This is a genomic window from Billgrantia saliphila (assembly GCF_002930105.1).
GTDB lineage: Bacteria > Pseudomonadota > Gammaproteobacteria > Pseudomonadales > Halomonadaceae > Halomonas > Halomonas saliphila.
On record NZ_PJRN01000011.1, the window covers coordinates 1 to 12,677 of the forward strand.

Genomic DNA, 12,677 nt, shown 5'->3' on the forward strand with positions numbered 1-12,677 from the left:
GGGGCGATCCAGCACCTGGCCGGCATGAAGGACTCCAAGGTGATCGTGGCGATCAACAAGGACGAGGAGGCGCCGATCTTCCAGGTGGCGGATTACGGCCTCGTCGGTGACCTGTTCCAAATCCTGCCGGAGCTGGAGCAGAAACTCTGACCTTGCTCGTGCGGTGGACGCCGGCTTCGTGCCCAACGACATGCAGGTGGGGCAGACCGGCAAGATCGTTGCGCCGGAGCTCTACATCGCGGTGGGCATCAGCGGGGCGATCCAGCACCTGGCCGGCATGAAGGACTCCAAGGTGATCGTGGCGATCAACAAGGACGAGGAGGCGCCGATCTTCCAGGTGGCGGATTACGGCCTCGTCGGCGACCTGTTCCAGATCCTGCCGGAGCTGGAGCAGAAACTCTGACCTTGCTCGTGGCTACCCAGGCAGAGCGCAACGAGAAAGGCCCCACGCAGGGGCCTTTTTCATGAGGGCAGAGGAACGGCGGGTACGTCAGGCGGCGGTGAACCGCTCGCTGACGAACTCCAGGTGATGGTCGACGTCACCGAGGTAGTGATCGAACATCACCAGGCGCTTGGCGTGATGGGAAACCCGGCACTCATCGGTCATGCCCATGGCGCCATGTAACTGGATAGACTGTTCGGCGACGAAGCGCGCGGCCTCGCCGCAATAGGCCTTGGCTGCGGCGACGCGATAGTCGCGTTCGGCGGCGGGGCGCTCGAGGCTGGTGGCGGCAAGGATCGCCATGGAACGGGCCTGCTCCAGGTTCATGTGCATGTCGACCATGCGATGCTGCAGCACCTGGAAACTGGCCAGCGGAGCGCCGAACTGGCGGCGCTCCTTCAGATACTCAAGTGTCTGGTCGCAGGCGGCCTGCATGGCGCCTACCGCCTCGGCGCAGAGCGCGGCGCGCCCCAGCGCCAGTGTGGCGTCGAGGGCCTCGGCGGCGTCCCCGCCGAGGCGGGCGTCGTTGTGTACGGAGACCCCCTCCAGCCGCACGTCGCTGGCCGCCTGGTCGTCGAGAGTGCGGTAGTTCCGGCGGCTCAGGCCCGGGGTATCGGCGGGCACCAGGAAGACGCCGAGCGAGCCGTCGTCGACCCGCGCAGTGACCAGCAGCGCCTCAGCCGAGGACGCCACCTGCACTCCCTGCTTGGCACCGTCGAGCACCCAGCCGTGCGGCTGCCGCCGGGCGCGGGCATCGATGTCGTGGGCGTCATAGCGGGCTTCGGCTTCCTGCCAGGCCAGCGCCAGCCGGCGTTCGCCAGCCAGCAAGGGAGTCAGCCAGCGTTCCTGCTGTGGCTCGTTCGCCAATGTCGCCAACAGCGTACCCGGCAGCAGCAAAGCGGCAAGGTAGGGCTCGCGCACCAGGCCTCGCCCCAGCGCCTGCATCACGATCATGACGTCGATACCGTCACCGCCCAGGCCGCCGACCTCCTCGTCGAACGGCAGCTGCAGCAGCCCAAGCTCGGCGAAGGTAAGCCACAGGGCGGAGGGAGCCGCGTGCGCGGCACTCCTTTTGTGGGAGGCCGCCTCGGGTGCGCCCTGGTCGGCGATGAGGCGCTCCAGGGTGTCGGCGAGCATGCGCTGCTCGTCGCTATAGGAAAAGTCCATGTGGGGCTCCTTACATGCCGAGTAGCGTCTTGGCCACGATGCTCTTCTGGATCTCGTTGCTGCCACCGTAGATCGAGAGTTTGCGACGGTTGAAGTACTGGGCGCCCGCTGCGGCATGCTCGGCTTGTCCGGGTTCCAGCGCCTCGTCACCGTAGAGAAAATCGGCAAGGAAGGGCAGTGCTGACGGTCCCAGGGCGCGACGGGTCAGCTCGCTGAGCTCCTGGCGCAGCTCCGAGCCGCGAATCTTGAGCAATGAACTCTCGGCGCCGGGGGCGCCGCCGTCACGAGCGGCGGCGAGCACGCGCAGATGAGTAACTTCCAGTGCCATCAGCTCGAGCTCAGCCTTGACCACGCGCTGGCGGAAGCTCGCCAGCTCGAGCAGCGGGCGGCCGCGATGGCGGACACGGCCGGCCAGCGCCTTGAGGTGGCGCAGCGCCTGCTTGGCATGGCCGAGCCCGGCAATACCGGTGCGCTCATGCGTGAGCAGGAACTTAGCGCAGGTCCAGCCTTGGCCCTCATCGCCCACGCGGTTGGTCACGGGTACACGCACCTCGTCGAGAAACACCTCGTTGACCTCGTGGGCGCCGTCCAGAGTGACGATGGGGCGCACGCTGATGCCGGGGCTGTGCATGTCGATTAGCAGAAACGTGATGCCGGCCTGCTTCTTGACCTCGGGGTCGGTGCGCACCAGGCAGAACATCATATTGGCGTGCTGGCCCAGGGTGGTCCATGTCTTCTGGCCGCTGACGACGTAGTGCTCGCCGTCGCGTACGGCTCGGGTGCGCAGGCTGGCCAGATCGGAGCCGGCACCGGGCTCGGAGTAGCCCTGGCACCACCAGTCGCGGTTGGCGAGGATGCGCGGCAGGTAGTAGCGCTTCTGCGCCTCGTTGCCGAACTTCATGATTACCGGAGCGACCATACTGACGCCGAAGGGCACGACGGTCGGCGCGTGGGCGGCGGCGCACTCCTCGTCGAAGATATGCCGCCGCACCGGGCCCCAGCCCGGACCGCCGTGTTCCTTGGGCCAGTTGGCGCCGAGCCAGCCGCGCGCACTGAGTATGTTCTGCCAGCGTAGGTGATCGTCGGCGGAGAGGCGCCGGCCGAGGCGCACGCGTTCGCGGATGTCGTGGGGAAGTTCGGCGGCCAGGAAGTCACGGACTTCCCGACGAAACGCCTGCTCTTCGGGAGTGAAGTCGAGGTTCATGAGGCGCACCCTCCGGCTGTGGCCTGGCGGTGGGGGCCGCCCAGGTGACGCGGGTAGCCGAGTGCCTCGATAGCGAGCAGGTCGATATCGCTCTCACGGTAGGCCCAGCCGCGCTCGGCCAGCATCAGGCTCGCCGCCTCCATGGCGGCGTGTGGGTTGGCGGCATCGTCGCGAGCCGCCCCGCTCAGGGTGGCCAGCAAGCTGCCCACGCGGCTCACCACGACTGCCTGACGCAGCGCCTTGAGCGCGTTGGCCGCGGCCTGTTGCTGCGCTGCGTCGGCACGCAGCGCGACCAGCTCCGTCATGCCAGCCGCGTCAGGCGTCACCAACGCCAGGTCGGCGTTGATGGCATCGAGGTCGGCCGCCTCCACGCTCGTCAGCAGGGCGATGTGCAGGCAGTGGGCGGGGCAGGCCCGACCGGCTCCGGGGGGGACGAGGCAGGCCTGGGTATCTTCATCGGGGCGCTCGGTAAGCTCGATGCCGGCGCGCTCGGCCGCGCCCTGCAGACGGGCGAACAGCGCATGCTCGCCGAGCATGGCGATGCGGGCCAGGGCGGGCACTTCGCCGGCACTGGGCACCTTGTGCGGAGTGCGCGCGGCGAAGAAGGCATGAATCAACCCGGCGCGCTGGGGCGAATCCATGCAGGCAAGGAACAGCTCGCGCTCGCGGCGAAGGCCGTCGGCGAGGCTTCCTTCGCTGCTCGCGGCGATGGCGTCGACGCAGCGGAAGGGCGAGAAGAGTTCAGGGACTTCGGCTTCGAGCCGTGATCGGGCTCGCTCGATGGCCTCGGGAGCAGCTGCGGGGGGCGGGAGTTCGCCGGTGACACGCGGCGTTCGCCTGCCGTCGAGCACGTCGCGTGCCGCCGCCAGCCCAGCCTCGAACGGGTTGTCGACTTCGAGCACGGCATCGACGATACCGAGCTCGAGCGCCTCGTCGGCGGAGGCGAAGCGTCCGCTGGTGATCAGGTCCAGCGCCGCCGCGATGCCGACGAGTCGCGGCAGGCGCTGGGTGCCGCCGGCACCGGGCAACAGCCCCAGCTTGACCTCGGGCAGGCCGACCTTGGTGCCGGGCAGCGCCACACGTAGCTGGCAACCCAGCGCCACCTCGAGCCCGCCGCCAAGTGCCGTGCCGTGCAGGGCGGCGACGATGGGCTTGGCGCTGGCTTCGAGATGAGCGATCACCTCGGGCAGGATCGGCGTCTGGGGCGGCTTGCCGAATTCGCGGATGTCTGCACCGGCAATGAAAGTGCGGCCGCGGGCGACGAGCACCAGGACACGGGCCTCGGTGTCCTCGTTGCCCTGCGCGACGGCCTTCACCAGGCCTTGGCGCACGGCCTGGCCCAGCGCGTTGACCGGTGGATTGTCGATGGCGATCACGCCAATGTCGCCGTGGCGATGATAGCTGACGGGAGACGTCATGCGGTTCCTCATGAATCGATGGGTGAGGTCAAACGCGACGCGCGTTGCCCGGCCTGGCGCTGGCTCCAGCGAGACAGCACGACGGCGGGGATGAGAGCGGCCAGCGCAATGGCGAGCAGTTCGAGCTGGGAGAGCGGCACCATGCCGCCGCCCGGCAGGGCAAGCATGAGGCCGGCCAGCAGAACCAGGGCGCGCGCAATGCACTCGGACACGATGCCGGTGCCCAGCCGGCCCACGCCGATCAGGTAGCCCTGCATGGCCGAGGCGAACAGCACGATGCCCACCAGCGCCTGGACGAAGACAAGGCCGATCTGCAGCGGCTCGCCCTGCATGATCAGCGCCGGGTTGAGCACGAACAGGAACGGGATGAAGTAGATCACGCTGCCCAGTCGCATGGCCTGCAGGCCGGTGGCCATGGGTCGTGCGCCGGCCACGGTGGCGGCGGCGAAGGCGCCGAGCGCGACGGGAGGCGTGATGAAGCTGAGCATGCCCCAGTAGAGGATGAACATGTGCACCGCCATGGGATCGAGACCGCCGCCCTGGATCAGGGCGGGCGCCAGCGCCACGGCAAGGAAGATGTAGGCGGCAGTGACGGTCATGCCGATACCCAGCACGAAGCTGGTCAGCGCGCCCATTATCAGCAGCAGCGGCACGCTACCCCCCGCGATATGAATGAAGTCGTTGGCGATGGTGCCTGAGAGGCCGGTCATAGACAGCGCACCGACCAGCATGCCGACGCCGGCCAATATGGCGATAAGCTCGGCGAACAGCTTGGCCGCCGAGGAGAGCGATTCGCCCAGCTCGCGAAGCCCCCAGCGGTTGCGGGGAGAGAATTGGTTGAGTACCAACAGCAGGGCGGTGGCATAGAACGGCGCCACGGCTTCGCGCTGCATGATCAACAGCATCCACACCAGCAGGGCGAAGACGAAGATGAAGTACCATCCCTGCTTGAGGGTCTGCCACAGGGAAGGCAGCTCCTCGGCGGGCAGGCCCTTGATGTCATGGCGCGCGGCGTAGGCATCGATCTGGATGAACAGCCCCAGGAAGTAGAGGATCGAAGGGATCACCGCGGCCAGCGCCACGGCGGCGTAGGGTACGTCGAGGAACATCGCCATGACGAAGGCGGTGGCGCCCATGACGGGGGGCATCAACACCCCACCGGTAGAGGCGCAGGCCTCGACGCCGCCAGCGAACGAGCGGCCCATGCCGATGCGCCGCATGGCGGGAATCGATAGCACGCCGGTGGTTAGCACGTTGCTGATCACGCTGCCGCTCATCGAGCCCATCAGCCCGCTGGAGAAGATCGAGACCTTGGCGGGCCCGCCACGCACGTGGCCCAGCAGGGCAAAGGCGAGGTCGATGAAGAACTTGCCGCCACCGCTCTTCTGCAATACCACGCCGAAGACCAGAAAGCCGATGACCAATCCGGCGAAGGCCTGGAGCGGCACGCCCATGATGCTCTCGGTGCTCATGGTGTGGTACATGGCGGTTTCCTCCAAGGTGGAGGGAAACGCCTGTATCGGCCCGGGCACGATATCGGCGACCAGCGGATAGAGCGAGAACGTCGCCGCGATCACGGCGATGGGCCAGCCCCCGGCGCGACGAGCCGCCTCGATGATCAGCAGCCACCAGGCATAGCTGGCCATGATCGCGGTGTCGGGAGCGGCAAAGGCCCAGCCGCGCTCGAGGATCGACTCGGCGTGATAGACGAAATAGCCGCCGACGATCAGCGTCAAAAGGCTCAGCGTATAGTCGTACCACGGCACCGGACGGTACTGTCGCGACGAGGTGATCGGCCACAACAGGTAGACCAGCGGCAGCAGCAGAGCCACCACGGCATAATAGAACTGAGTCTCCAAGCCGGTGACGAAGCGCAGCCAGCCCAGGTTGAACAGGTAATCCAGGGTCATCAGCATCAGCGCCACCGTCACGGCGCCGGGAATCCAGCGCAGGGCGGTGGGCAACGGACGAACGTGTGTGACCTTTTCCTTGAGCTGGCGTGACGACTCGGGGGGCGAGGTGGTGGTGGTCATGGCGGCGTCCGTGAATCGGGAGAGGGGCGGCGTCGCCGCCCCGGGGCAGGCTCTCTACCGGTAGATCATTCGAAGACCGGATCGAAGCCGGCATCGCTGAGCGCATTCGCGCGCGCCTTCATCCAGGCGTCGCGGAACTCGTCCTCGTCCTCGGGAGCGTCCTCGAGGAAGGCGTTCCACGTTTCGAGCAGCAGCTCCTGACGCTCGACCAGAGAGTCCTGGTGGGCCTGCATCTCGTCGGTCCACTCGCCGATCTCCTTGTAGTACTCGATCACGGCATCGTGGAAGGGCAGCACCCAGGTCAGATCCTGCTGCTCGAAGGCGTAGCCCACGGCACCCGGCGCCGCGTCCTTGTACTCGTCGTAGTTCTCCTGCAGTGCCTTGATCAGACCGTAGGCCACCTTGTCGTCAAGATCCTGGTTGGCCACCACGATCGGGTAGGGGTAACTGGCGCTGGGCACGGGATTGTCGGCGCTGACGTCGCCGGCACCGGCGGTCACTTCGTGAGGCTGGAAATACGGCGCCACCGCCAGCATGCGCTCCCAACCCTCGGTGTCGTCGGGGTCGAGCACTGGCCAGCTGATACCGCGGGGGCTGCTGGCGAGCTGCTGGGCGGGTGGGGTCACGGTGGTGGTGAAGGAAGCATCAACGTCGCCGGCGATGATGCCGTCGAACGAGCGCGCATAGCCGGGGTAGTCGATGCGTTCGACGTCGTCCCATGTCAGGCCGCCGAAGGCCAGATATGCCTCGGTCCCCTTGTTCAGGGCATCGTCGCCGCGAATGTAGGCGATACGCTTGCCGGCGAGATCCGCCGGTGTTTCCACGCCCAGGTCTCCGGCCACGGCCAGCGATAAGCCGAAGGAGGCGGTGGAGGTAGTGATCACGCGGATCGGCTGCGGGCCCCACTCGCGGTTGGCGAACATCATTACCCCCTCGGCGCCGTAGTAGCTGGCGATGCCGCAGGCGCAAAGATCGACACGCCCCTGCTTGAGGGGTGTCATGCGCGACACGTCGTTGTCGCCGGGCAGGATACGCACCGAAGTGCCGTAATGTTCCTGCAGCATATTGCCGATGGCCACGGCCTGGGCATAGCCGCTGGAGTTGGTGCCGTAGGCAGTCCAGGCCATGGTGCCGGGTAGCTTCACTTCGGCGGCCTGGCTGCCGGCGCCAGCCAGCAATGCAAGCGGTAGAGCGGTCAGGGCAAGGGGACGGGCGAGCTGTCGCATAGGAGACTCCTGTGGTGGGATAACGTTGTTGTTTTGCTATGCGGTATTTAATTCCGAAACCGTGATCGATACTAGGAAGGCGTCGACCTAGTGTCAACGCGTGCTCGCGGGACTTGACGCAACGTTTTGTCCGCCTGGCGGAACGCGGCAGTCAAGGTCTTGAAAAAGCAAAAAAAGCGAGGGATTAGGGATACCGACGGTCAGGCACAAAAGCGTGTCGCATGCGACCAAGGTATAGCCCCGGGCGGCAGCCTCGATCAGTCGGTCGAGGGGCGGGCCAGCTCTCGCCAGGCGGCATAGGAGCTGAGAAAGACTCGCCCGGTCATGTCATCGAGGAAGTCGCTGCGCTTCAGGCGATCCATGACCGGTCCCTTCACCTCGGCAAGGTGCAGGGTGACCCGGGAATCCTTGAGCCGGGCGTTGATCGCGTCCAGGCTCTCGAGCGCCGAAGCATCGACCAGGTTGACCGCCGAACAGATCAGTACCACGTGCTCCAGCTCTGGACGGGTGGCCACGAGATCGTAGACCGTATCCTCGAGATAGCGGGCATTGGCGAAATAGAGGCTTTCGTCGATACGCAGCAGGGCCACGTGGCTGACGCTCTCGGTTTCGTGGCGTTCGACATTGCGGAAATGCTCGGTGCCGGGTATGCGACCGACCAACGCGCTATGGGGACGACTGGTACGATAGAGGAACAAGCCGATAGAGAGCGCAACGCCGCTGATGATGCCGGTTTCGACGCCTTCGACCAGCGTCAGCACGATCGTGATCGCCATTGCCGAGAAATCGCTGCGCGAATAGCGCCAGGTCTGGCGAATCATCGGAATATCGATCAATGTCAGGATCGAGACGGTGATCGTCGCCGCCAGGGTGGCAATGGGCAGGTGGTAGAGCGCCGGCGTGAACAGTAGCGTCACCGTGCCGATACCGATGGCGGCAAACAAGCCTGCCAGCGGTGTCTGGGCTCCAGCGTCGAAGTTGATCACGGTCCGGGTCAGCCCGCCGGAAACCGGCATACCCGCCGAAAAGGCGGCGACGACATTGGCGCCGCCCAGGCCGACCAGCTCCTGATTGGGCGAAATGCGCTCACGCCGTCTGGCCGCCAGCATCTGCCCCATGGAGACGGATTCGACGAAGCCCACCACGCTGATCAGCAGCGCCGGCACCAGCAGTGCCTGCCACAGCGAGAGGTCGAAGCCCGGCAGGGTCAGCGGCGGCAAACCCTGGGGGACCGCGCCGATGACCTGTACGCCGGTTTCGGCCAGCCGAAAATGCCAAGTGACGAGCGTGGTTGCGACCACGGCGAAAATGGGGCCGGCTCGGGTGAGCAGATCGGCCAGCGGCTTGGACAGACCCATACGGCGCAGGCTGGACCGTCCGTACTCGCGTAACAAAAGCAGAAACAGGAGGCTACCGCCACCGATGGCAAGAGTCGGAAAGTGGATGCCGGACAGGCCCATGGCAAGCTCCGCCAGCCGCGGCAGCAGGTCTCGGGCCTCGAGCTCGACGCCGACCAGGTAGCCCGCCTGGCTTGCCGCAATGAGAATGCCCGAAGCCGTGAGGAAGCCGGCAATCACGGGGTGACTGAGGAAGTTGGCCACGAAGCCCATGCGCAGCAGCCCCATGAGCAGCAGGATGATCCCCGAAAGCAGGGACAGTACCAGGGCCGCTTGCAGGTACTCAGCCGTGCCTGGTGCGGCGACGCCCGATAGCGCTGCCCCGGTCATCAACGCGATGATGGCGACCGGCCCCACGGCCAGGGTGCGGCTGGTGCCGAGCAGGGCATAAGCCACTGCCGGCAGCAGACTGGCGTACAGGCCTACGACTGCCGGCAGCCCGGCGAGTACGGCGTAAGCCAGTGACTGGGGAATCACCATCACGGTAACGATGAAGCCCGCCAGCAGGTCGGCGCCGCCCAGCCGGCGATTGTAGTGGGGCAGCCAGGTGAGAACGGGCAGGTAGCGTTTCAGCATTCGTCTCTTCGCTGTCGGGGGCTGGCGTCAGGAACGGTCACCAGACTAAACGATATTGGTGCATGGGTTGAGTGTTGGTTAGCATCTTGTGAAATAACACACTTCCGAATGACCTTCTTGCCAGGACACGACATGAAGCCCGAGACCATCGCCCTGCATCACGGTTACGCTCCCGACGATCAGAACGCCGTAGCGGTGCCGATCCACCAGTCCACCTCCTTCGCCTTCGACAGCGCCCAGCATGCGGCCGACCTGTTCGATCTCAAGGTCGAGGGCAATATCTATTCGCGCATCATGAATCCCACCTGCGCGGTACTGGAACAGCGCATCGCGGCGCTGGAAGGGGGAATCGCCGGGCTGGCGGTGGCTTCGGGAATGGCCGCGATCACCTACGCCATCCAGACCATCGCCGAGGCCGGCGACAACATCGTCTCGATCAGCGAGCTCTACGGCGGCACCTACAACCTGTTCGCGCATACCTTGCCGCGCCAGGGCATCGAGGTACGTTTCGCCGACAAGGACGACATCGACGGTATCGAGTCGCTGATAGACGCGCGCACCAAGGCGGTATTCTGCGAGAGCGTGGGCAACCCTTCGGGCAGCGTGATCGACATGGCGAAGCTGGCGGAGGCTGCCCACCGGCACGGCGTCCCGGTGATCGTCGACAATACCGTGCCGACGCCGTTCCTGTGGCGGCCGATCGAGCAGGGCGCCGATATCGTCGTCCACTCCGCCACCAAGTACATCGGTGGGCACGGTACGACCGTGGGTGGGGTGATCGTCGATTCGGGCAAGTTTCCCTGGGCAGATCATCCGCAACGCTTTCCGCTGCTCAACGAGCCGGACGTTTCCTACCATGGGGTGAGTTACACCCGCGACGTGGGTGAGGCGGCCTTCATCGCTCGGGCGCGTGTGGTGCCGCTGCGCAACATGGGCGCGGCGCTCTCGGCGCAGGCCGCCTGGAATCTTCTGCAAGGGCTCGAGACGCTTTCGCTGCGCATCGAGCGGATCTGTGACAACGCCCGCCAAGTGGCCGAATACCTGGAGGGGCATCCGGCGGTGACCTGGGTTCAGTACGCAGCTCTGCCCGGTCACAAGGATCATGCCCTGGCCCAGCGCTACATGAGCGGCCGCGCCTCGGGCATTCTCAGCTTCGGCATCCAGGGCGGACGCGACGCCGGGGCTCGCTTCTACGATGCGCTGGGGATGATCCTGCGCCTGGTCAATATCGGCGACGCCAAGACCTGTTCGTCGATTCCCGCCGCTACCACCCACCGACAGCTGAGCGACGACGAACTCGCCGCCGCCGGGGTGACGCCGGACATGGTGCGCCTGTCGATCGGTATCGAACACGTCGACGACATCATCGCCGACCTGGAGCAGGCACTGGCTGCCAGCCAGGCCTGAGGATGCGCCGGATGCCTTGCGCTTCAAGACGTCCGGCATCGCATCGTGTCGATGAAGAGCGCCGCGCTGGCCAAAGAAGCACTATCGGCCACTTGAGATAGCACTTGAGTAGCGCTTTGGTCTGTCAGGCGAAAGTGGTGATGCGAACTTCGCTTACATAAAGTTAAGCTTCGCAGACACCTATAACAAAGAGACGACACGCATGCGGATACTGATGCTCCTGCTGGCCGCGGTTGCGCTTGCCGCCGGCTTTTTGGTCAGCTACCGCGGCGGCGCCGAATGGCAGGCGCTCCTCTCCGTGGGGCTGGCGTCGCTCGCGGGTGCCATGCTCGCGCTGAGCGGCCTGGCCGCGATCTATCGCGCGGGCGCTGGCCCGTTGGCAAACGACCGTTTCCACGTCTGGCTGCCCGCTTCCCGCGACTATCTCTCGCTGCGGCGCATGGCGCATGGCCTGATTCAGCAGGCCAGCACCACGGCGATCGCTTCCGCCGAAGTGTCGCATCACGCCGATCGCATGGATCAGCGCCTGGAGCGTCAACAGCAGACCGTGCGTGAGGCGTCGTCGAGCATGGGCGCGATCACGTCGGCCATCGAGCAGGTCGCTGCCAGCGCCGCCAATGTCGCCACTCTGGCCAGCCGTTCTCGAGACGCCAGCCATGTCAGCCGTGAGTCGCTGGGACAGGTGATCGAGGAGATGCAGGCGCTCGCCGAACGTTCGGAAGAGGCGTTGGAGCTGCTCAACATGTTGAGCGAGAAGGCCGACAGCGTGCGTCACGTGACCTCCTTGATCGAGGAGATCGCCGAACAGACCAACCTGCTGTCGCTCAACGCCTCGATCGAGGCGGCGCGTGCCGGGGAACATGGACGCGGCTTCGCGGTGGTGGCCGGCGAGGTGAGGCAGCTGGCCGGGCGAACCGCTGACGCCACGCGCAACGTCGAGGCGCTGGTAGGCGATATCGGCGACAGCAGCCACCGGGTGGTCGACACCATCGGTCACCTGATGCAGCGTGTCGGCGATCGCGCCAAGGAGATGAGCAAGGTGGGCGAGCAGCTCACCGAGATGACCGGTCATTTCGACCAGGTGGAAGGCGAGATTCGCTCCATCGCCAACGCCATGGACGATACCAACCAGCATTCGCAACGGGTGGCGAGTACTCTCTCAACGCTGGAAGAGGACGCCGATCAGGGCAACCGCGACATGCACGGTCTGGCGAGCCAGGCACGGGCACTCATGGCCGGGGCCGAAGCCGTCGATGCTTCGCTAGCGCAGCAGCGTCTCGAAGGGCGGCATCAGCAGGTCTTCGAGGCCGCTCGCGGGGCCGCCGCCAAGATCGGGGCGCTGCTCGAATCGGCGCTCAAGCATGGCGAGCTGGACGAGCAGACCCTGTTCCATGCCCAGTACACGCCAATCCCCGGCACCAATCCGCTGCAGTACGAAACCGGTTTCGTCCACTACACCGACGAGCATTTTCCTGAGATCCAGGAACCGCTGCTGGAGCGGCTGGGCGTTGCCTACGCCATCGGCATCGATCGTCGTGGCTATATTCCCACGCATAATGCGCAGAGCAGCCAGCCGCCCACCGGCGACTACGATCATGATCTCAAGTTCTGTCGCAACCGGCGGATCTATGAGGACACCACCGGTCAACGTTGCGGTACCCACGAGGAGACCCTGCTGCTGCAGACCTACAAGCGCGATACCGGCGAGGTGATGCACGATCTGTCGGTGCCGATCTACGTAGGCGGCAAGCACTGGGGCGGTTTCCGCGTCGGCTACAAGCCGGAAAGCGCCTGAATCCTATTGCTG

Annotated in this window: 8 protein-coding genes and 1 pseudogene; 3 read left to right on the forward strand and 6 right to left on the reverse strand. The window is 65.8% G+C overall.

Going from position 1 to position 12,677, the window contains the following annotated elements:
• Positions 1–160 precede the first annotated feature (160 nt).
• A pseudogene (locus tag CYJ07_RS13000) lies at positions 161–403 on the forward strand (FAD-binding protein); the annotation flags it as partial.
• An 87-nt stretch (positions 404–490) separates the two neighbouring features.
• On the opposite strand, the gene CYJ07_RS13005 reads toward CYJ07_RS13000, so the two are convergent.
• The 6 genes from CYJ07_RS13005 to CYJ07_RS13030 form a co-directional block, all read right to left on the reverse strand.
• Entirely contained in the window at positions 491–1,609 is a 1,119-nt protein-coding gene (locus CYJ07_RS13005; protein WP_104204139.1) for an acyl-CoA dehydrogenase family protein, read from the reverse strand.
• 10 nt (positions 1,610–1,619) lie between these two features.
• Positions 1,620–2,813 (reverse strand): acyl-CoA dehydrogenase family protein, encoded by a 1,194-nt coding sequence (locus CYJ07_RS13010; protein WP_104204140.1) that lies wholly within the window; start codon positions 2,811–2,813, stop codon positions 1,620–1,622.
• Positions 2,810–4,231 carry an enoyl-CoA hydratase/isomerase family protein gene (locus CYJ07_RS13015; RefSeq protein WP_104204141.1) on the reverse strand — a complete coding sequence of 474 codons (1,422 nt, stop codon included), beginning with the start codon at positions 4,229–4,231 and terminating at the stop codon, positions 2,810–2,812. Before CYJ07_RS13015 ends, CYJ07_RS13010 begins: the two co-directional genes overlap by 4 nt.
• Before the next feature lie 8 nt (positions 4,232–4,239).
• Positions 4,240–6,264, reverse strand: coding sequence for a TRAP transporter permease (locus CYJ07_RS13020; RefSeq protein ID WP_104204142.1), 2,025 nt, complete (start codon positions 6,262–6,264; stop codon positions 4,240–4,242).
• Between the two features lie 65 nt (positions 6,265–6,329).
• Positions 6,330–7,490 (reverse strand): TAXI family TRAP transporter solute-binding subunit, encoded by a 1,161-nt coding sequence (locus tag CYJ07_RS13025; RefSeq protein ID WP_104204143.1) that lies wholly within the window; start codon positions 7,488–7,490, stop codon positions 6,330–6,332.
• A gap of 257 nt (positions 7,491–7,747) precedes the next feature.
• Positions 7,748–9,463 (reverse strand): SulP family inorganic anion transporter, encoded by a 1,716-nt coding sequence (locus tag CYJ07_RS13030; RefSeq protein WP_104204144.1) that lies wholly within the window; start codon positions 9,461–9,463, stop codon positions 7,748–7,750.
• Positions 9,464–9,595: 132 nt separating this feature from the next.
• Between CYJ07_RS13030 and CYJ07_RS13035 the strand changes: the two genes are divergently transcribed.
• On the forward strand, positions 9,596–10,870 hold the full coding sequence (locus CYJ07_RS13035) for an O-acetylhomoserine aminocarboxypropyltransferase/cysteine synthase family protein (RefSeq protein WP_104204145.1): 1,275 nt from the start codon (positions 9,596–9,598) through the stop codon (positions 10,868–10,870).
• 202 nt (positions 10,871–11,072) lie between these two features.
• On the forward strand, positions 11,073–12,665 hold the full coding sequence (locus tag CYJ07_RS13040; protein ID WP_231489632.1) for a methyl-accepting chemotaxis protein: 1,593 nt from the start codon (positions 11,073–11,075) through the stop codon (positions 12,663–12,665).
• Positions 12,666–12,677 lie beyond the last annotated feature (12 nt).

Coding starts and splice junctions, on each gene's coding strand:
- CYJ07_RS13030 (WP_104204144.1), bottom strand. CDS start 9,463: ATGCTGAAACGCTACCTGCCCGTTCTCACCTGGCTGCCCCACTACAAT.
- CYJ07_RS13010 (WP_104204140.1), bottom strand. CDS start 2,813: ATGAACCTCGACTTCACTCCCGAAGAGCAGGCGTTTCGTCGGGAAGTC.
- CYJ07_RS13035 (WP_104204145.1), top strand. CDS start 9,596: ATGAAGCCCGAGACCATCGCCCTGCATCACGGTTACGCTCCCGACGAT.
- CYJ07_RS13005 (WP_104204139.1), bottom strand. CDS start 1,609: ATGGACTTTTCCTATAGCGACGAGCAGCGCATGCTCGCCGACACCCTG.
- CYJ07_RS13015 (WP_104204141.1), bottom strand. CDS start 4,231: ATGACGTCTCCCGTCAGCTATCATCGCCACGGCGACATTGGCGTGATC.
- CYJ07_RS13020 (WP_104204142.1), bottom strand. CDS start 6,264: ATGACCACCACCACCTCGCCCCCCGAGTCGTCACGCCAGCTCAAGGAA.
- CYJ07_RS13025 (WP_104204143.1), bottom strand. CDS start 7,490: ATGCGACAGCTCGCCCGTCCCCTTGCCCTGACCGCTCTACCGCTTGCA.
- CYJ07_RS13040 (WP_231489632.1), top strand. CDS start 11,073: ATGCGGATACTGATGCTCCTGCTGGCCGCGGTTGCGCTTGCCGCCGGC.